Raw genomic sequence first — 18226 nt, 5'->3', positions numbered from 1 at the left:
ACCTGGCGCTGATATAACTTCTGGGTGCATGCCTTCGACGTGTTGGGCGACCCGGTGCGGCGCCGCACCCTCGAGCTGCTCGCCGGGGGCGAGACGACCGCGGGCGACATCTGCGCGGTGATCCAGCGCGAGTTCGGCATCTCCCAGCCGGCCGTCTCACAGCACCTGAAGGTCCTGCGCCTCAACGGGTTCGCCACCGTCCGGCCCGACGGCACGCGCCGGCTCTACGCGGTCGACCCGCGCCCGCTGCACGACGTCGACCAGTGGCTCGACCACTTCCGCCGGTTCTGGACCCCACCGCTGAGCGCGCTCGCCACCGAGCTCGCCCGTGGCAAGCGGGAACGGCGACTGCGGGACCAGTCCGGCGACACCCCCGACGGGCCGCCACCGCAGGCCACCACCGACCCGAACGAACGGCCGCGCCGGCCGGCGCCCACCGGCGGGGGCGAGCGGCCAGGGCGGCAACCGTCCACCGACCAGGGCCAGCGGCCACGGCGGCGAGCCACGGAAGTCCCCGATGACAGGAGAGCACGATGATTGACGCCACCGAGCAGATCAACGCCGTCCGGCGGCAGGTCGGCAGCCGGACGCTGGAGGCCGGCGAGGCCCGCGTGACCACCATCGGCCAGACGTACGACGCGCCGGTCGAGGACGTCTGGGACGCCTGCACCAACGCCGAGCGGATCCCCCGCTGGTTCCTGCCGATCTCCGGCGAGCTGAGGCTGGGCGGCCGATACCAGCTGGAGGGCAACGCCGGTGGGGTCGTCGAGACCTGCGACCCGCCGCACAGCTTCACGGCGACGTGGGAGTACGGCGGTGAGGTCAGCTGGATCGAGGTCCGGCTGACCCCGCAGGACGGTGACCGCACCCGTTTCGAGCTGCACCACATCGCGCACGTCGACGACGACCGGTGGGCGCAGTTCGGCCCGGGCGCGGTCGGCATCGGCTGGGACCTCGGGCTGCTCGGCCTCGCGACGTACTTCGGCGCGCCCGGCGCGGGCGTCCGCCCGGAGGACGCCGAGGCGTGGTCGGCCTCGGCCGAGGGACGGTCCTTCATGACGCTGGCCAGCGAGCGCTGGCGCGAGGCGAGCGTCGCCGCGGGCACCGACCCCGAGGCCGCCCGCGCCGCCGCCGAGCAGGTCACCGCCTTCTACACGGGCGTCTCGGCCTGAGCCACCGCGTCGCGGACGACCGGCCCGACTTGGGCGGGGCGGCGCGGGATGTCCCGGCCGACCGGGGCGCGGCGCGGTCCTGCGGTGTGATCGACTCGGAGTCAAGGAAGTCGGGCTCTCCGGCACGCCCCGACGGCCCGACTTCACGGATACCGAGTCGCTCTTGTCGGTGTTCTCCGGCACACTGCGTCCATGCCCTCCCCCCGCTCGGTCGACGACCTCACCGCCGCCGTGCGCGCCGGCCAGCGCGTGCGCTACCTCTTCTTCTGGGGCCACCGGCCGCAGCGCGACGGCAGCGTCGGCGCGGGGTGCCTCAGCCAGTGGTGGCCCGCCCCGTTCGGCGACGGTGACCGCAGCTTCGCCACCGCGGAGCACTGGATGATGTGGCAGAAGGCACGGCTCTTCGGCGACGTCGAGACGGCCGAGCGCATCCTCGCCGCCGCCCACCCGCACCGCGCCAAGTCGCTCGGCCGGCAGGTCCGCGGCTTCGACGAGACCCGATGGGCGGCCGCCCGCTACGACATCGTGGTGGCGGGCAACGTCGCGAAGTTCGGCCAGCACCCGCAGCTGCGGGAGTTCCTGCTCGGCACCGGCGACCGGGTGCTCGTCGAGGCGAGCCCGATGGATCGCGTCTGGGGCATCGGGCTCGCCGCCACGGACCCGCACGCCGACGACCCGGGCGCCTGGCGCGGCGCCAACCTGCTCGGCTTCGCCCTGATGGACGCCCGCGACACCCTCCGCGACACCACCGGCACTTGATCGACTCGTCTTTAAGGAAGTCGGGCTGTCCGGGCGACTCGGACAGCCCGACTTCCTGGATGTCGAGTGGATCTTGTGGCATCGGTCGATCACGCGGGTAACGTGCTGCGGCATGACCGGTGCGCCGTACTCTCACTGTTCCTTCTGCGGGGCGAGCTACCCGGCGGCGGCCGGCTGGCCGCGGGTCTGCGCGGTCTGCGGGCAGACGGTCTGGTGCAACCCGCTGCCGGTGGCGGTCGCGGTGCTCCCGGTACGCACCCCGGCCGGCGTCGGCGTGGTGGTGGTCCGGCGCGACATCGAGCCCGCCCGCGGGCAGCTCGCCCTGCCCGGCGGCTTCATCGAGTACGGCGAGGAGTGGGACGAGGCGCTGGTCCGGGAGCTGCGGGAGGAGACCGGCCTGGTCGCGTCGGCGCGGGACGCCACGCTCTTCGCGGTGCACTCCGCGCCCCGCGGCGGCACGATGATGGTCTTCGGCGTGCTGCCCGAGCAACGCGCCGAAGAGCTTCCCGCGTCGGCGCCGACCGAGGAGGCCACCGAGTGGCTGGTGCTCACCGAGCCGGTCGAGCTGGCCTTCGACACGCACACCCGGGTGCTCGCCGACTTCCTGGCCGCCCACCGCGCCGGCTGAAACGCGTCCCGCCCGGCGTCGACAGCGACGCCGGGCGGCGTGCCGGCCGCGCCGCGTGCCGTCTCCGCGCGGGGCAGCGACGCCGGGGACGCCGCCACCGGCACCGCCACCCACCGCCCGGCTTCGGCACCGCCCGCTGACGGTCAGGCGGCGGCGCGGTCGACGACGGGTCGGCGGCGACGCCCCGGGTCGGTGAGCGCCCGCGGACGCCAGACCCCGTCGGCCGCGTACAGGTCGGTGCCCGGCGCCACGATCTCGTCGATCCGGTCGAGCGCGGCGTCGTCGAGGGTCAGTTCGGCGCCGGCCAGCAGCCCGTCGAGCTGCGCCATGGTGCGCGGCCCGATGAGCACCGAGGTGACCGCCGGATGCGCGGCGGGGAACGCCACCGCCAGCTGCGGCAGCGTGCAGCCGAGCTGCCCGGCCAGGGCCGCCAGCTCCTCGACCGCCCGGTACTTGGCGGCGTTGCCGGGGAGCGCCGGGTCGAAGCGGGCCGGGGTGAGGGTGGCGCGGCCGCTGGTCAGGTCGGCGGGGCGACCGTCGCGGTACCGGCCGGAGAGGAAGCCCGAGGCGAGCGGGCTCCAGGTGAGCACACCCATGCCGTACCGCTGGCAGACCGGCAGCACGTCCGCCTCGATGCCCCGGGCGAGCAGCGAGTACGGCGGCTGCTCGGTGCGGAACCGGCCCAGCGCCCGCCGCTGCGAGACGTGCTGCGCCTCCACGATCTCCTCGGCCGGGAAGGTGGAGCAGCCGAAGGCCCGGATCGTGCCGTCCCGGACCAGGTCGGTGAGGGCGCCGAGGGTCTCCTCGACGTCGGTGGTGTGGTCGGGCCGGTGCACCTGGTAGAGGTCGATCCAGTCGGTGCCCAGCCGCCGCAGGCTCTCCTGGACGGCCCGTACGATCCAGCGCCGCGAGTTGCCGCTGCGGTTGCGCCCCTCCCCCATCGGGAAGTGGACCTTGGTGGCGAGCACGACGTCGTCCCGCCGGCCCCGCAACGCCTTGCCGACGATGACCTCGGACTCACCGGCGGAGTACATGTCGGCGGTGTCGACGAGGTTGATCCCCCGGTCGAGGGCGGAGTGGATGATCCGGACGCACTCGTCGTGGTCCGGGTTGCCGACCGCGCCGAACATCATCGCGCCCAGCGCGTGGACGCTGACCTGGATGCCGGTGCCGCCGAGAACGCGGTAACGCATGACTGAACTCCCCGTCGTCGTACCGATGCCCGCCGGGAGACCCGGCGGGCGTGCGGCTCACGGTAGGAGTTCGAGTGCTCTGGAGGTCAACAGTGGGATCGCCGCACCGGGCTCGGTGACGGCGACCGACGGGGACGGTCAGGGCGCGGGGAGCGGATCCGGCGTGGACGGGCGCTCGACGGTCAGCGGCAGCAGCACCCGGAAGACCGTGTCGCCGGGCTCGCTGCGCACCCGGATGTCGCCGTGGTGCTTGTGCACGACGATCCGGTACGAGATGTCCAACCCCAGACCGGTGCCGCTGCCCACCGGCTTCGTGGTGAAGAACGGCTCGAAGATGCGCGGGCGCACCTCCGGCGGAATGCCCGAGCCGGTGTCGGCGACCTCCACGGCGAGCAGCTCACCCGCCCGCTCGGTGCGGACCGTCAGCGTCCCCGTCTCCCCCATCGCGCCCAACGCGTTGTCGATGAGGTTGGTCCAGACCTGGTTCAGCTCCGCGGCGTACGCGGGCACGGGCGGCAGGCTCCGGTCGTACTCCTTGACGAGCCGGACCCCGGCGGGGATCTTCGCCTTGAACATCACGAGCGTGGCGTCGAGCAGGTCGTGCACGTCGACGACCTGGAACGGCGCGCGGTCGAGTTGGGAGTACTGCTTGGCGGCGCCGACCAGGCCGGAGATCCGGGTGACCGCCTCACCGATCTCCCGCATCAGCAGCTCGGTCTCGACGGTGTAGGTGAGCCACCGGATCGCCGTCTCCAGGTCGGCCTGGCCGACGCTGGTGCGCACCCGGGTCAACCACTCGGTGTCCGCGCCGCCGCTGACCAGGATCGGCGCCAGGTCCCAGGCTGCCCGAACCCCGTGCTCGTCCAGCCAGTCGGTCAGCGTGTCCTCGGCGTCGGCGACGGCCATCGGGCTGAGCTTCGGCGCGCCCGCCACCCGGGCCACCGCCTCCTCCTGCAACTCCACGAGACGGTGCAGGCCACTGCCGTCGAGGCGGCCGTCGGCGATCATCGCGAGCTTGCTCCGGATCGCGGCGACCCGGTCGCGCAGCACCGAGGTCGCCCGCACCGCCGCGGCGGCCGGGTTGTTCAGCTCGTGGGTGAGGCCGGCGGAGAGCGAGCCGAGGGCGAGTAGCCGTTCCCGCTCCCCCACCAGGGTCTGGGTGTTGCGCATCCCGATGAAGAGCCCCTCCAGCAGGTGCATCGCCATCGGGAACCAGGTGCGGACGGCCTGCGCGAAGCTCTCCGCGGGGAGCACGAAGAACTCGGCGTCGGTGTTCGCGCGCATCGTGTTGCGGTAGACCTGCTCGGTCTCGCCGTCGAGGTACGCCTGGGTGGCCCCGCCGTACACCCCCCGCTGGGCGGTCCGGTTCAGCTCCACCTCGTCGTCGCCGACCCGCCGGCTGAGCGTCACCGAGCCGGAGAGCAGGACGAAGAAGCAGGTCGCGGCCTCGCCCTCGCCGAACACGACAGTGCCGCCGGCGCGCTGCTCCGTCCGGCCGTGCTCCGCGAGCCAGGCCAGCTGGTCGTCGCCGAGCGACTCGAACAGGAACAGGGTGCGCAGCTGCTCCGGCGTGAGCCGGTCGGTCGGGGTGCTCACTGCGCCTCCAGGTAGCGGTGCACCAGCGACACGGCCATCGCCCCTTCGCCCACGGCGGAGGCGACGCGCTTCACCGACTGGGAGCGCACGTCGCCGGCGGCGAAGACCCCCGGCAGGCTGGTCTCCAGGTGGTACGGGTCGCGCTGCAGCGCCCAGCCGGCCGGCGGCCTGCCGTCGGTGACCAGGTCGGGGCCGGTGACGATGAAGCCGCGCCGGTCCCGGGCCAGCACCCCGTCCAGCCACTCCGTCCTCGGCTCCGCCCCGATGAAGACGAAGAGCCAGGAGGTCTGCGCGGTGCGTACCTCGCCGGTGCGGCTGTCGCAGATCGTGATCCGTTCGAGGTGGTCGCCGCCGGCCGCGCCGACCACCTGGGTGTGCGGATGCACGGTGATCCGGTCGCTCTGCTCCAGCTGGTCGATCAGGTAACGCGACATGGAGGCGGTCAGGTCGGGGCCCCGAACCAGCAGGTGCACCCGGGCGGCGTAGCGGGAGAAGAAGACCGCCGCCTGACCTGCGGAGTTGGCCCCGCCGACGATGTAGATCTCCTCGTCGACGCAGTTCGGCGCCTCCGTGGAGACGGCTCCGTAGAAGACCCCCCGACCGGTGAAGTCACCCACGCCGGGGGCGTCGAGCACCCGGTAGGAGACGCCGGTGGCGAGTACCACGGTGTGCGCGGCGATCTCGGTGCCGTCGCCGAAGCGGAGCAGGCGGGCGCCGCCGGCCTCGGTCAACCCGACCACCTCCCGGGTGCTGAGCAGCTCGGCGCCGAACTTGAGCGCCTGCCGGCGGGCCCGGTCGGTGAGCTGGGCGCCGGAGACGCCGTCGGGGAAGCCCAGGTAGTTCTCGATCCGGCTGCTCTGCCCGGCCTGCCCGCCGGTGGCGCGCCGCTCCACCAGCACCGTACGCAGCCCCTCCGACGCCGCGTACACGGCCGAGCCGAGACCGGCCGGGCCACCGCCGACCACCACCACGTCGTAGAAGTCGGTGGTCGGCTCCACGGCGAGCCCCACCACGCTGGCGAGCTCGGCCGCCGACGGCGCGATCAAGGTCTTGCCCTCGGCGGTGACCACCAGCGGCACGTCCGTCTCACCGGCACCGGCGGCGGCGAGCAACCGGGCGCCCTCCGGGTCGTCGGTGAGCAGCCAGCGGTACGGGATGAGGTTGCGGGCCAGAAAGTCGCGGATCTTGAACGAGGGGGCGGACCAGCGGTGCCCCACCACGCGGATCTCGGTCAGCGCCGCGTCCGGGGTGGCCGCCCAGGCGTCGAGCAGACCGTCCACGACCGGGTAGAGCTTCTCCTCCGGCGGGTGCCAGGGCTTGAGCAGGTAGTGGTCCAGGTCGACGACGTTGATCGCCTCGATCGCGGCGTCCGTGTCGGCGTACGCGGTGAGCAGCACGCGGCGGGCGGCGGGGAAGAGGTCCATCGCCGCCTCGAGAAACTCGATTCCGGTCATCTCGGGCATCCGGTGGTCGGCGAGGAGCAACGCCACCTGTTCCCCGCGCAACTTGATCTCGCGTAGCGCGTCCAGCGCCTCCGGGCCCGACCCGGCACGCACCACCCGGTACCGCTCGCCGTAGCGGCGACGCAGGTCGCGTGCCACCGCCCGGGAGACCACCGGGTCGTCGTCGACGGTCAGGATCACCGGGTTCGCCATGGCGCCCATGAAACCACCTCCCGCCGCGTCGGTCACCGGCACCTCGGCGAGGCGTACCCGGGAAGAGGCGTGGTACCGCGGTGTCGCACGAATGGCAGGCGTCGGGGCGGGTAACCGGGGCCGGGCGCCGGCGGGGCGCCGCGGCCCGGGCTGCCGTAGACACCTCCGGGGGGCCAATGTCGCAGACGCCAGCGCCCTCGGCCGGGCCGGCGGGGGCCGGCGAGGTCGTGGAGCTACGGGTGCACGGGGTCTCCGGGGCCGGCGCCGAGCAGGTGCTGGACCGGCCGCACGCGTACCAGGTCGCCGGGGACAGCAACGGGGGCTTCTTCCGCCCGCGGCCCGGTTACCCGGACAGCGCCGGCCCGGGCGGCGTCACGGTCGAGGCGTACCGCTGGAGCGATCTGCCCTCCGGCACCGCGGTGCGGACGTTGTCGCTGGTCTTCCTCCTGCCGTTCATGCTCTGCAACGTGTCGGCCTGGATGAGTCCGAACCCCACCGGCTCGCACACCCTGATGAAGGCGCTGTGCCGGCTGCTCGGGCTCACCCTGACCGGGCTCTACGTGCTCTCCATCGTCGGGGCCGCCCTGGATCTGGTCGCCTGGCAGTGCATGGCCGCGCCGCGCTGTGTCCGGGGCCGGGACTGGCTCTCCTGGCTCGGCACCCAGCCGATCGGGCTGCGCCTGGCGGTGCTCAGTCTCGTTCCGGCCGGGGCCATCGCCCTGATCTGGTGGCTCGGAGCGCGGCCCGGCCGCCCGTTCAACGTCTTCCGGCCACCGGCGGCCGCCGGGGCCGGCACGTACCGGCTCGGCGAGGTGGGCAAATGGGACTCGGCGCCACTCGGTGGGCGGCTGCGCTCGATCCACGTCGCGACCGCGTTCGCGACGCTCGACGCGAGCCTGCTCGCCGCCCGTCTCGGGCCCGGCGCCTCCCTGGTGTCGCTGGTGCTGGCGGTGCTGGTGGCGGCCGTCCTGGTGGCCTGCATGGCGATGGTCTGCGCCCGGAACCTGATCGACCATCCAGGGCCCCGTCCGACTGCGGATCTCGCCACGCGGGCGCTGCGCACGGTCACCTGCGGGCTGAGCGTGCTGGTCGTGGTGGTGATCCTGGTCGACCCGGCGCCGTGGCCGGCGGGGCTCGGCCTGCCCCGCTACGGCGCCACCCTGGCGTGGGTCTTCGTCGCCCAGACGCTGCTGCTCGCCGGCATCGGTCTCGTCGTACTGCGCAGCCGGGGCCTGCACCGCACGCGGCAGGGGTGGGGGGCGCCGGTCATCGCGGCGGTCGCCACGGGGCTGGCGGTGGCGTTCTCCTCCGAGCTGGTCTACCGGGTGGCGGACCTGCTCAATCGGGACCAGCCGACGGCCGAGCGGCTGATGATCAGCCCGCCGCCGGCGTACAAGTGGGCGATCTTCGGATTCGGGCTGGCGGTGCTCGGCACGCTGATCATGGCTGGGGTGGTGATCCTCGTCTCCGGGCGGAGCAGGTACCGCATCGCCGCGAGGATCGTCGCCGACGACTTCCCCGACGCGCCGCCGGAGGCGGGGCCGCGCCTGCGGCAGGTCCAGCGGACCATCGCCCGGGCCCGGTTCACCGAGCACCTGGAGCCGATCACCATGGTGTACGCCTGCCTCATCGGGCTGGGCCTGGCGACCAGCGTCCTCGGGCTGATGGGGCGGTTCCCCGCGGACATCGTCCAGGGCTACCTCGGGATCCCGGGCGACCTGGTGAACTTCTTCCTGGGCGCGGGGAGCTACGTGATCGCCGCGATCCTGCTCGGCCTGGTCATCGGCGGCATCTTCGCCTACCGGACCGCCGAGTTCCGCCGGTACGTCGGGGTGATCTGGGATCTGGGCACCTTCTGGCCGCGCGGCAGCCACCCCTTCGCACCACCCTGTTACGCGGAGCGGGCGGTGCCCGAGCTGGCCCGACGGATCACCTACCTGGTCGGGCGGGGCAACCGGGTGCTGCTCTCCGGGCACAGCCACGGGTCGGTCCTGCTCGCGGCGGCCGTGCTGCAGCTGCCCGACGGGGTGGGCGAACGGGTCGCCCTGCTCACCTACGGCTCACCGCTGCGCCGGCTCTACTCCCACCTCTTCCCGGCCTACGTCGACGAGGAGGTGCTGCGGGAGGTGGGCAGGCGAGTCGGCTGGCGGTGGATCAACATCTGGCGGGACACCGACCAGATCGGCAGTTGGATCTTCTCCCCGCACCGGGAGGGCGACCCGGAAGCGGCGGACGACCCGGCCGCCTCGGTGGATCGGCGGCAGATCGACCCCCGCGACGTGGTGGCGCCGCCGAGCGACAGCGTGCCACCACCGATGTTCGGGCACTGGCCGGGCGAGTCCGACGACCGGCTCACCGAGTCAGTCCGGGAACTCGCCGGGCGGCTGCGCACCGAGACCTCCTGACCGCCGCGGCGCGCCCCGGCTGCTCGACCGGGCGCGGGCGGGTCAGCCGGGTGGGCCGGCCGGCACTGCGGCGGTGACCTCGACCTCGATCACCGCGCCGGGCAGGAAGAGCCGACTCACCTCGACGGTGGTGCTGGCCGGTGGCGGCGTCCCGGTGAAGAGTCGCCGCCGGACGGCCGCGTACCCGGGCAGATCGTCGAGATCGGTGAGGAAGCTGCGGATGTGCAGCACGTCGGCGAGGCCGGCGCCGTGCGCCGCGAGCACGCCGTCGACGATCTCGAAGATCCGCTCGGACTGTGCGACGACGTCACCCGGCGCGACCACCAGGCCGTCGTCGTCGACGCCGACCTGGCCGGCGAGCAGCAGCAGGGCACCACCGGTCAGATCGAGCCGGGCCACGTGCGCGAACCGGTCCCGGAAGGGCGCGGCCACGGTGTGCGGGTTGTCCAGGACGATTCTCACGAAGGCTCCTCGGCGGTGCGGGCGGCGATGTCCGCCCCCACGTCGGGTGCGGTGGCCAGCGCCGCCCGCGCGGCGCCGACCAGGGGCGCGGCAGCCCCGGCGAGCTGGTCGAGCACGAGGCCGAGATCCTTCTCGGCCAGCGTGACGGGAAAGTCGGCGTCGGTCGTGGTGGCCCGGGCGAGCGCTGCGCCGAGCGGACCGTCGCCGAGCAGGTTCAGCGCGACGTCCCGGTCCAGGCCGACGGATCGGGCGACGGCGAGCGCGTCGGCGACGCCGGTGACCCCGATCAGCAGCGCCGTGTTGAGCACCAGCTTGGCCGCCGCGCCGCTGCCGGTGGGGCCCAGATGGCGTACGGTGCCGAGAGCTTCCAGCAGCGGGCGGACGCGCTCGACGGCGGTGGCCGATCCACCGGCGTACACCCGGAGCCGCCCGGTCGCCGCGGCGGCGACGCTCCCGCCGACCGGGGCGTCGACGAGGTGCACCCCGGTCGGGAGCCGGTCGACGACGGCTCGGACCGCAGCCGGGCCGATGGTGGACATCTCGACGAGACAGCTACCCGACGCGAGCGCCGCCGCGGCGCCGGCCGGTCCGAACAGGACGGTGTGCACGGCCGTCGGGTCGGCCAGCATGGTGACGGCGACGTCCACCCCGGCGACGGCGTCGGCGGGCGAGTCGGCGACCGCGATGCCGGCGCGGCGCAGCGGTTCGGTACGGCCGGCCGTGCGGTTCCAGACCGTCACTGAGTGGCCGGAGGCGAAGAGGCGCTGGGCCATGGCCGCCCCCATCCGCCCGGTGCCGAGTACGGCGATCTTCAACATGACTGGAACCGTAGGCGGCCGCTCGGCATGCGACCAGCGAATGATCGACATGCCTGCCATGCCCATACGGCATGTCAGCGGCTAACGTTCGCCGCATGCAGATCGAGGCGCTCGACGTGCTGCGGACCGTCGCCCGGCACCTGTCGATCACGGCAGCGGCGCGGGAGCTCCGCTACACCCAGTCGGCCGTGTCCCGGCAGATCGCCGCGCTCGAAGCGGAGTTCGGGGTGGTGCTCTTCGACCGGTTGCCGCGCGGCGTGACCTTGACCGAGGAGGGACGCCACCTGCTCCCGCACGCCGAGGCGGTGCTCGACCGACTGACCACCGCTCGCCGCGAGCTCGACGCGCTGCGTGGGCTGGGCGCCGGCCGCCTTCGGGTGGGCGCCTTCCCGACCGCCGTGGCCGCGCTCGTGCCACGCGCCCTGGCGGACTTCCGCGCCGCGTACCCCGACGTCGGCGTCTCCCTGGTGGAGGACCGGACGCCCGCCCTGCTGGAACGGCTGCTCGCCGGCGACACGGATCTCGCTGTGGTGAGCGCCCCACCCGACCAACCCCTCGACACCACCCGCTTCGACCTGCGTCACCTGCTCGACGAGCGCCTGCTGGTGGCGGTCCCCCGCCGGCACGCGCTCGCCGGGCGCGACACGGTACGCCTGGCCGAGCTGGCCGAGGAGTCCTTCATCGCGGGCTCCACGGATCAGGCGGATCCGCTCATGCGGGCCAGCATGCCGCCCGGCTTCCGGCCGCGAATCGACATCGTCGCCGCCGACTGGACCGGAAAGCTGGGCTGTGTGAGCGCGGGGCTCGGCGTCGCGCTGATCCCCGCACTGGCCGTCCGGGCCGCCCCCGCCGACCTCGCCCTGCTCCGGCTGCACCCCGACGACGCGCCGACCCGGCAGGTCTACGCGGCCGTGGTCGCCCACCGCCACCGACCCCCCGCCGTAGCCGCGCTGCTCCCCCTCCTGGCCGAGGTGGCCGCCACGCTCTGACCCGACCCGACCCGACCCGACCCGACCGCTCGCCGCCGCCCGCCCCGGCGCGGCCCGCCCCGGCGCGGCCCGGCGGACGGTCGCGCACCGGCGCGGCCCTGCGGACGGTCGCGCGGCGGCGAGGTCCGGCGGACGGTCGTGCGGCGGCCGCTGGGGGCTCGCCGCAAGCGAGGCGGGTAGCGCGCCCGCGTCCGGCTATCCTCGGCCGGGTGAACGCCTCGAAGCAGCCCGAGCGCCGGCTGATCGCCGCGAACAAGAAAGCGCGGCACGACTACACGATCCTCAAGACGTACGAGGCCGGGATCGTGCTGGCCGGCACCGAGGTGAAGTCGCTCCGGGAGGGGCGCGCGTCGCTGGTCGACGCGTTCGCCCAGGAGCGCGACGGCGAGATCATGCTGTACGGACTGCACATCGCCGAGTACGGCTACGGCACGTGGACCAACCATCAGCCGCGGCGCACCCGCAAGCTGCTGCTGCATCGGGTGGAGATCGAACGCATCCTCGCCAAGGTCCGGGAGGGCGGGATCACGCTCGTGCCGCTGTCGATGTACTTCGAGAACGGCTGGGCCAAGGTGGAGCTGGCGCTCGCCCGGGGCCGCCGCTCGTACGACAAGCGTCAGGCCCTGGCCGAGCGGGACGCCAACCGGGAGATCGCCCGGGAGTTCAGCCGTCACCTCAAGGGCCGCACGAAGCGGGCCTGACGCCGGCCCGCGTCCGTCACCGGTGACCGCCCTGGGCGCCGGGACCGCCGAGCACCGGTAGCACCCGGCCGAGGCCGGCGGTGGGACCAGGGCAGGCGGACAGCTCCGGTGCGGCGTGTCCGGAATGGGCACGCCGTGGCGCGTTGACTGATTCCCCACGCCGTGTTGTGCTCGACTCTCAACCGTTAATGGAAACGGTTGTCATTGCTGAATGGAGGATGAGCATGTCCCTCACCGTCCCACCGGCCCTGCTCGACGCCGCCGAACGCGGCCCGGTCGACGACGCCGACTTCGTCGCCTGCGTACGGGCCTCCCTGCCGTACGCCTGGGAGACCGTCAGCCGCGTGGTCGCCGACCTCGACGCCGGCGGAGCCGAACGCGCCGACAACCTGGTGCCGCCGCCGACCGAGGCGGACCGGGGGCAGTTGCTGCGCGCGCTGGCCAGCGACGCCATCCGGGCCGGGCTGGAGCGGCACTTCAAGGTGAAGCTGGCGTTCCAGAACTGCCACCGGGTCGCCGCGTTCCGACCAGCGGCGGTCGACTCGGCCGCGTACCGCGAGTTCGTCTCGCCGCGCGGTCAACTGCTCAACCAGTCACCCGAGCTGCGCAACTGCTGACCCGAGCCGCTGCCCGGGCCGGATGGTCCGGGCGGCGGCGCGCCGCGCCCTCGCCGGCCTTGGACCCGAGGCCGGAGGGGCCGGTGCAGACCTTCGAGACAGCGAGCTGCTGACTCCGCCGAGACCCGGTTCGGCGATGTCACTCCGGCATGTAGATCACGGGCAGTTCGCCGTCGCCGTAGCTGGTCTCGCGGGTCAGGATCGATGCGTCGTGATCGAAACTGGCCATGACGGTGGTGGCGAGGTCGACGCGGCCGGTGTAGCTGCGCCAGTAGCTCAGTTCCTGCCAGGAGTGGCCGCTGGTGGAGAGCACCGCGCAGGCGTCGAGGGCCAGCAGCCGGTGCAGGGCGGCCCGGTCCTTCGGGTCGCCGACGAGGGCCAGGGCTTCAACGGCGGTGATGGCGGTGACGCCGAAGCGGTTGCGATCCTCAATGACCTCGTGCAACGGCTCGCCGACGTGCAGGGAGCCGGCGACGTAGGCAAGCAGCGCCGACCGGTCCAACAGCAACCGGACCGGCCGGTCGTCGTCGGGGCTCACGCGGCCGGCTGCTGGCGGGTGCTGTCGGCCTCGTCGAGCAGGTGCTGGCGTACCCGGTCGCGCACGGACTGGCGGCGCTCGGCCGGCCACTCGGCCTCGACGGCGGCCCGGCGGGCGCGGGCTTCGGCCACCCCCTGCTCGCTGATCTCGATACCGGTGTGCGCCAACTCGGCGTCCAGGGCGTCCAGGCGCATCCGGTCACGGACCGCCTGGGTGACATAGGCGGAGGCGTTGGGTTCCTGCTCCAGGCGCTCGGCGACGTCCGGCGGAACAGAGATCGACAGCTTCCTCACCGGCTTGGTCATACCGAGAAGCATATGCCAGTAGCACCGCGAGTTGGCTGTGAACCACGGTGAGCGATCGTCGCCTCCGTCAGCAGCGCACGGGTCGGCCGGGACAGGGCGCGCCGACGCGACTCGGCACGCCGAGCTCGACGACGCGAAGGATCGCCCGAGCCGGATCAGTCGGCGAGCAGGTCGGCGTGGGCGGCCCGGAGCCGGGCCAGGGCTCGGTCGCCGGGTTCGGCCCGCCGGTCGAGCTCGGCCCACGCCTGTGCCAACGCGGCCCGGACCGCGCGCAGCTCGGCGGCGTGCCGACGGCTGCTCTGCTGGCGCTGCTCCTCCAGGCGGCGGGCCCAACCGGCGGTGACCGCGGCGAGCCGGTCGGCGTCGGCGGTGGTCTGGGCGAGGGTGCGCGCCGCACCGGCCGGCACGATCGCGGCGACCGGGCGCGGATCACCGTCGCGGGTCACGACCGTGACCGCGCCGGTCAACTCGGCGAGCGCCACGAGCTGGGTGAGCCGGGTGCGCACCTCGCGCAACGGCAGGGATCGCGGCTGATCGGGGTGGGGGGTCAGCGCGGAGACGGCCATGGATGCATGCTGCCGCGGGGGTACGACAGAAAGGCGTCGACCGCCGCGACGCGACACGGATGGCGTGCGGTCACGGACCGGACCTCGCCGGTCACCCGACGGGGCGCGGATCCTTTTCCGGCTCGCCACCCTCGACGGGGAACGACGCTCGCCACTCGTCGGCGAGCACCGACCAGACCTGGATGTCGATCCGGCCGGACGGTCCCGGGTATACCGCGCGGAGTGTGCCCTCGTGCCGCAGCCCCAGCCGACGGGCCAGAGCGATGCTGCGAACGTTGTCGGGCTTCGTGCGCCACTCCACCCGGTGGACGCCGCGCTCGCGCACCGCCCAGTCGACGACGTGGCGTACCGCCCGGAAGACCAGCCCATGGCCCTGGGCCGACGGTTCGAGCCAACAACCCACCTCGCAGACGCCGAGCGAGACGTCGAACGAGACCAGCATGACGCCGCCGACGAGCGTGTCGCGCCGCCACAGCCCCCAGATCCCGCCGGCGTCGCGGGCCCAGCGGTCCGCGTACCGGCGCAGCACCGCCCGGGCCGAGTCGAGGTCGGTGGCCACGAAGGACGGTCCCACCCAGGGCGCGATGTGCTCCCGGGCGCGGTCGAGGTGGGCGAGGAACTCCTCGGCCCGCCAGGGTTCGAGCGGACGCAGCTCGACATCGGAGGTGAGGCGCAGCGCGAACACGGCACTCCCGTGGTTGATCGAGGGTCGGGACGAGCCGATCATGTCGCCTGCGGGCCGCCCCGGCCACCCGGTTTCGCACCCTGGACGTCCGGGGCCGGACCGTGCCGCCGACGGCCCGTCGCGGGGCCGCCGGCGGCACGGCGGGAACTCAGCGACGGCGCAGCTGGGAGACGATCGTCGGGTCGGTGACCTCGGTGTCCCGGGCGAGCAGCAGCGCCTTGCTGAGCACGACACCGAGCATCCGGTCGCCCTCGAACGGCAGGAAGAGCTCACCGTTGCCGGCGGACCCCGACTGCTGCGGCACGATGCAGAGGTACTCGTCGTTGGGGCTCATCAGGATGTTCCCCGACCCGAGGTGGATCTTGTATGTGCGCAGGTCGCCACGGACCACGAGGAAGCGCCCCTCCATCCGGCACCGGTCGGCGACGGCCAGCCGGGGCAGCAGCCGGGTGAGCAGGTCCCGCCGGGTCTCGGCGGTCGCCGACAGCTCACCGAAGCTGTACGACTGCCAGTACTCCCGGTAGCGGCCCTCCGGCCCGCCGTCCTGCCAGGTCGGGTCGTTGCCCACACTGGCCACCCCGACGAAGAGGTCGATGTCGCGCATGACCTCGCTGAAGACCAGCGGCGGGATCTGCTCCAGCAGCAGCGGGCCGGTCGGCTCGCTGCCCCCGGGGATCCACTGCGCGTACCCGCCACCGCCGGCGTGCGCGCTGTTCTCCGCGGCGCCGAGCGGGTAGAAGCGGACCTGGTCGGTGACCACCCGCAGGTAGGTGCCGGTGTCGGTGGCGCCGGTGTCGTAGTCGTCACCGGCCCCCTCCACCCAGTACTCGGCGCGCAGCCCCCACTCGGGCAGCTCACGGGTCGCCGGAGGGTACTCGTCGTCCACCATCAACCGGAGTCGGTTGCGCCACCCCCGCACCGCGGCGAGCGCGTGGAACTGGTGCTGGCGCAGCACGTGCGCGGCGAACCGGTTGGAGTAGACCTCGGTGCGCTCCTCGGCGGCGGTGAGCAGGTAGACCTCCCGGTGCGCCTGCTTGAACGGCTGCACCACGGCGTGGCGCTCCAGCCACTCGCGCCAGCCGAGCACCTCGGCGACGTCACGGCCGATCGGGTGCCAGATCGTCACCTCGGCGTCGTCGGCCGCCGTGACCGGCGCGCCGTCGACGGTGCGCAGCGCGTCGTCGGCGTAGCCGCACGGCACGCCGTCGACGAGCCAGATCAGCCGCCGCCCGAGCGTGCCGACCAGCGGGTGGTCCAGATACTGCGCCCGCCACGCCGCGTACCGCCAGCGCCGTCGGGCGAGGAACTGCCGGTCCAGCCGTTCGGCCTGCGCGGCCAGCATCTTCTCGATGTCCTTCGCCGCCGCCTTCAGCTCCCGCAACCGCTCCGGATGCTCGCGGCGGACCGCGGCGGGCACCGTCCGCACCGGACGGCCGGCGGCGTTGCGCCAGTGCAGCGCGACGTCGGCGCCCTGCACCACCAGCTCGGCGGTGACGTCGCCGAACGTCTCGACCCGCCGGCCCACGCGGGTCAGGTCGTACGTCGGCACCGCCAGCTCCTCGACCTCGGCCCGGGACAGCCCGAGCGCGGCGGCGCGCGCGTCGAGCGCCTTGTGCAGCTCCTTGAGCGTGCCCTTGAAGGTGACCCGGGTGGAGAGCCGGGCGAGCTGGGCCAGGGCCGGCTCGCCGTCGAGGCGGGCGAGCGCGTGGACCGCGGCGTTGGCCACCTTCGGGTTGCGCGGGCCGATCCCCGGAACCTTGCGCAGCGAAGTCTCCACCAGCCGCCCCAGCTCCCGGGCGACCTCGGCGTCCGCGCCTTCGGCGGCGAGCGCGAGCAGCCAGATGAGCCCACGCAGGGCCGTCGAGTTGTACGGGTCGTACGCCTGGGAGAAGTCCTGCTCGTGAGCGCGCGCGAGGATCGGGACGGTGCGGGGGCGACCGACCTGCGCCAGCCAGGTGAGCGCCGTCTTGCGGTAGAGGTCAGCCCCGACCCGGTCGAGCAGCGCGCGGGCCTGCCGATCCCATTTGTCGGAGGGGCGGGCGGAGGTCGCGCTCCGCGCGTGCGCCACCAGCTCCGGCCAGTCGGCGCCGAGCGCGGGCAGCTCGGCCAGCAGAAGGTCACTCCACGCCTCACCCGGGTTCAGCACCGGCTCCCGGACCCGCTGGAGCAGCTGCCGTACCAGACCGGTGGGTCCGTAGCCGGTGACCTCGGTGCGGCGCAGCACCGCGACGACCTCCCCGGGCAGAGTTCCGTCGGTCTCGTACACCACCTGGCAAAGCTGGGCGTACTCGTCGGCGAGCCACCAGATCCACCGTCCGGTGGCGTGGTCGAGCAGCCGCCGGAGGTCGGCGACGGCGACCGCCTCGCCGAACCTGCGCAGCAGCAACGCCACGAGCGTGGTCAACGCCTCGGCCTCGGCCTCGCCGTCGGCGTCCGACGGGTCGCCCGCCGCGAGCCGGTCGACCAGGGCGGTGGCGAGCCGGGCCCGCCGGTCGTCGGGCAGCGCGTCGAGCGCACCCGCGATCCGGGGGCCCTCGTAGTACCAGCCGCCGTGGAAGTGCCGCGCGAGCCAGGCCAGCTCCGTGACGATCGCGGCGAGGTCGTCGCCGGTGGCGAGCCGCCGGAGCTTGGCGACGTGCTTGTCGTGGGCGCTCATCAGCCACCGACCAGCGGGACGAGCTTGAGGAAGCAGACCTCGGTGCCGGCGCGCAGCTGCACCTCCGTGTCGAGGTGGTCGACCTGCCGGTCGTCGACGAGCACCACGAAACCGTTCCGTCCGAACGCCTCGATCGCGCGATCGTACTGCTGCTCGGCGTCGACCCGGCGGGGCTCGCGCAACCGGTAGCCGTTGAGCGTGCGCTCGGCGTCGCTGGGCTGCACCAGGCCGCGGAAGACCTCGGGCTGCCCGGCGTTGTACTCGGCCACCTCCTGGAAGACCCGGCGGCGGATGAGTTCCCGCAGCGCCAGCCGCTCCTCGAAGATCTCCAGGTGCCACGCGTCGGCCTTGGCGCCGCTCGTGGTCTCGTCGATGAACTTGACCATCACCATGGCCGCGGAGTCTAGGGTCGGGCACCGACAGCGGGCGCCCCTGACGGCCGAGCCACCGGCACCGCACCCTCGACGGCCGCCCGGCGGGA

Annotated in this window: 18 protein-coding genes and 1 pseudogene; 8 read left to right on the top strand and 11 right to left on the bottom strand. The window is 73.7% G+C overall.

All coding sequences use genetic code 11. The features are described 5' to 3' along the window. Positions 1-24: 24 nt before the first annotated feature. From D7147_RS33510 to D7147_RS07930, 4 genes and pseudogenes are all read left to right on the top strand, one after another. Positions 25-375, top strand: a pseudogene (locus tag D7147_RS33510) (ArsR/SmtB family transcription factor); the annotation flags it as partial. Positions 376-533: 158 nt separating this feature from the next. Continuing rightward, entirely contained in the window at positions 534-1172 is a 639-nt protein-coding gene (locus D7147_RS07940; RefSeq protein WP_120675091.1) for an SRPBCC family protein, read from the top strand. 192 nt (positions 1173-1364) lie between these two features. Further along, a complete protein-coding gene (locus tag D7147_RS07935; RefSeq protein ID WP_120675089.1) occupies positions 1365-1931 on the top strand; it encodes an NADAR family protein in 567 nt (188 codons plus the stop codon). A 112-nt stretch (positions 1932-2043) separates the two neighbouring features. Then, positions 2044-2559, top strand: coding sequence for an NUDIX domain-containing protein (locus tag D7147_RS07930; RefSeq protein ID WP_120675087.1), 516 nt, complete (start codon positions 2044-2046; stop codon positions 2557-2559). Between the two features lie 143 nt (positions 2560-2702). On the opposite strand, the gene D7147_RS07925 is transcribed toward D7147_RS07930, so the two are convergent. The 3 genes from D7147_RS07925 to D7147_RS07915 form a co-directional block, all read right to left on the bottom strand. Next, a complete protein-coding gene (locus tag D7147_RS07925) occupies positions 2703-3752 on the bottom strand; it encodes an aldo/keto reductase (protein ID WP_120675085.1) in 1050 nt (349 codons plus the stop codon). Positions 3753-3890: 138 nt separating this feature from the next. Then, positions 3891-5348: an ATP-binding protein gene (locus D7147_RS33505; RefSeq protein ID WP_120675083.1), complete on the bottom strand. Its 1458-nt coding sequence runs from the start codon at positions 5346-5348 to the stop codon at positions 3891-3893. Continuing rightward, positions 5345-7012, bottom strand: coding sequence for an FAD-dependent oxidoreductase (locus tag D7147_RS07915; protein WP_233563000.1), 1668 nt, complete (start codon positions 7010-7012; stop codon positions 5345-5347). The genes D7147_RS33505 and D7147_RS07915 overlap by 4 nt, the downstream gene beginning before the upstream one ends. Positions 7013-7179: 167 nt before the next feature. Here D7147_RS07915 and D7147_RS07910 point away from each other — a divergent pair, with 167 nt between their 5' ends. Next, positions 7180-9408, top strand: coding sequence for a hypothetical protein (locus D7147_RS07910; RefSeq protein WP_120675081.1), 2229 nt, complete (start codon positions 7180-7182; stop codon positions 9406-9408). 42 nt (positions 9409-9450) lie between these two features. Here D7147_RS07910 and D7147_RS07905 read toward each other — a convergent pair whose 3' ends face one another. Then, the gene (locus tag D7147_RS07905; protein ID WP_120675079.1) at positions 9451-9870 is read right to left on the bottom strand and encodes a RidA family protein; all 420 of its coding nucleotides are present in this window, start codon (positions 9868-9870) and stop codon (positions 9451-9453) included. Continuing rightward, complete coding sequence (locus D7147_RS07900) at positions 9867-10688, bottom strand: NAD(P)-dependent oxidoreductase (protein WP_120675077.1); 822 nt, start codon at positions 10686-10688, stop codon at positions 9867-9869. Before D7147_RS07900 ends, D7147_RS07905 begins: the two co-directional genes overlap by 4 nt. A 95-nt stretch (positions 10689-10783) precedes the next feature. Here D7147_RS07900 and D7147_RS07895 point away from each other — a divergent pair, with 95 nt between their 5' ends. The 3 genes from D7147_RS07895 (at position 10784) to D7147_RS07885 (ending at position 12995) form a co-directional block, all read left to right on the top strand. Next, positions 10784-11677 carry a LysR family transcriptional regulator gene (locus D7147_RS07895; protein WP_120675075.1) on the top strand — a complete coding sequence of 298 codons (894 nt, stop codon included), beginning with the start codon at positions 10784-10786 and terminating at the stop codon, positions 11675-11677. Between the two features lie 209 nt (positions 11678-11886). Beyond that, positions 11887-12378, top strand: a complete 492-nt coding sequence (smpB, locus tag D7147_RS07890; RefSeq protein ID WP_120675073.1) for an SsrA-binding protein SmpB — start codon at positions 11887-11889, stop codon at positions 12376-12378. Positions 12379-12602: 224 nt separating this feature from the next. Next, a complete protein-coding gene (locus tag D7147_RS07885; protein WP_120675071.1) occupies positions 12603-12995 on the top strand; it encodes an SCO5389 family protein in 393 nt (130 codons plus the stop codon). 139 nt (positions 12996-13134) lie between these two features. Here the strand turns inward: D7147_RS07885 and D7147_RS07880 are convergent, their stop codons facing one another. The 6 genes from D7147_RS07880 to D7147_RS07855 all read right to left on the bottom strand — a co-directional run bounded on the left by D7147_RS07880 (position 13135) and on the right by D7147_RS07855 (position 18137). Then, positions 13135-13533, bottom strand: a complete 399-nt coding sequence (locus D7147_RS07880) for a hypothetical protein (protein ID WP_120675069.1) — start codon at positions 13531-13533, stop codon at positions 13135-13137. Continuing rightward, positions 13530-13838 carry a hypothetical protein gene (locus D7147_RS07875; RefSeq protein ID WP_120675361.1) on the bottom strand — a complete coding sequence of 103 codons (309 nt, stop codon included), beginning with the start codon at positions 13836-13838 and terminating at the stop codon, positions 13530-13532. The genes D7147_RS07880 and D7147_RS07875 overlap by 4 nt, the downstream gene beginning before the upstream one ends. 155 nt (positions 13839-13993) lie before the next feature. Beyond that, positions 13994-14404, bottom strand: coding sequence for a type II toxin-antitoxin system Phd/YefM family antitoxin (locus tag D7147_RS07870; protein ID WP_120675067.1), 411 nt, complete (start codon positions 14402-14404; stop codon positions 13994-13996). A 91-nt stretch (positions 14405-14495) separates the two neighbouring features. After that, complete coding sequence (locus tag D7147_RS07865) at positions 14496-15089, bottom strand: GNAT family N-acetyltransferase (protein ID WP_120675359.1); 594 nt, start codon at positions 15087-15089, stop codon at positions 14496-14498. A 148-nt stretch (positions 15090-15237) separates the two neighbouring features. Further along, entirely contained in the window at positions 15238-17745 is a 2508-nt protein-coding gene (locus D7147_RS07860) for a DUF4132 domain-containing protein (RefSeq protein WP_120675065.1), read from the bottom strand. After that, complete coding sequence (locus D7147_RS07855) at positions 17745-18137, bottom strand: hypothetical protein (RefSeq protein ID WP_120675063.1); 393 nt, start codon at positions 18135-18137, stop codon at positions 17745-17747. The genes D7147_RS07860 and D7147_RS07855 overlap by 1 nt, the downstream gene beginning before the upstream one ends. Between the last annotated feature and the right edge of the window lie 89 nt (positions 18138-18226).

Source organism: Micromonospora musae (assembly GCF_003626545.1).
Lineage (GTDB): Bacteria > Actinomycetota > Actinomycetes > Mycobacteriales > Micromonosporaceae > Micromonospora > Micromonospora musae.
This window is presented reverse-complemented; position numbering and strand designations above follow the sequence as displayed.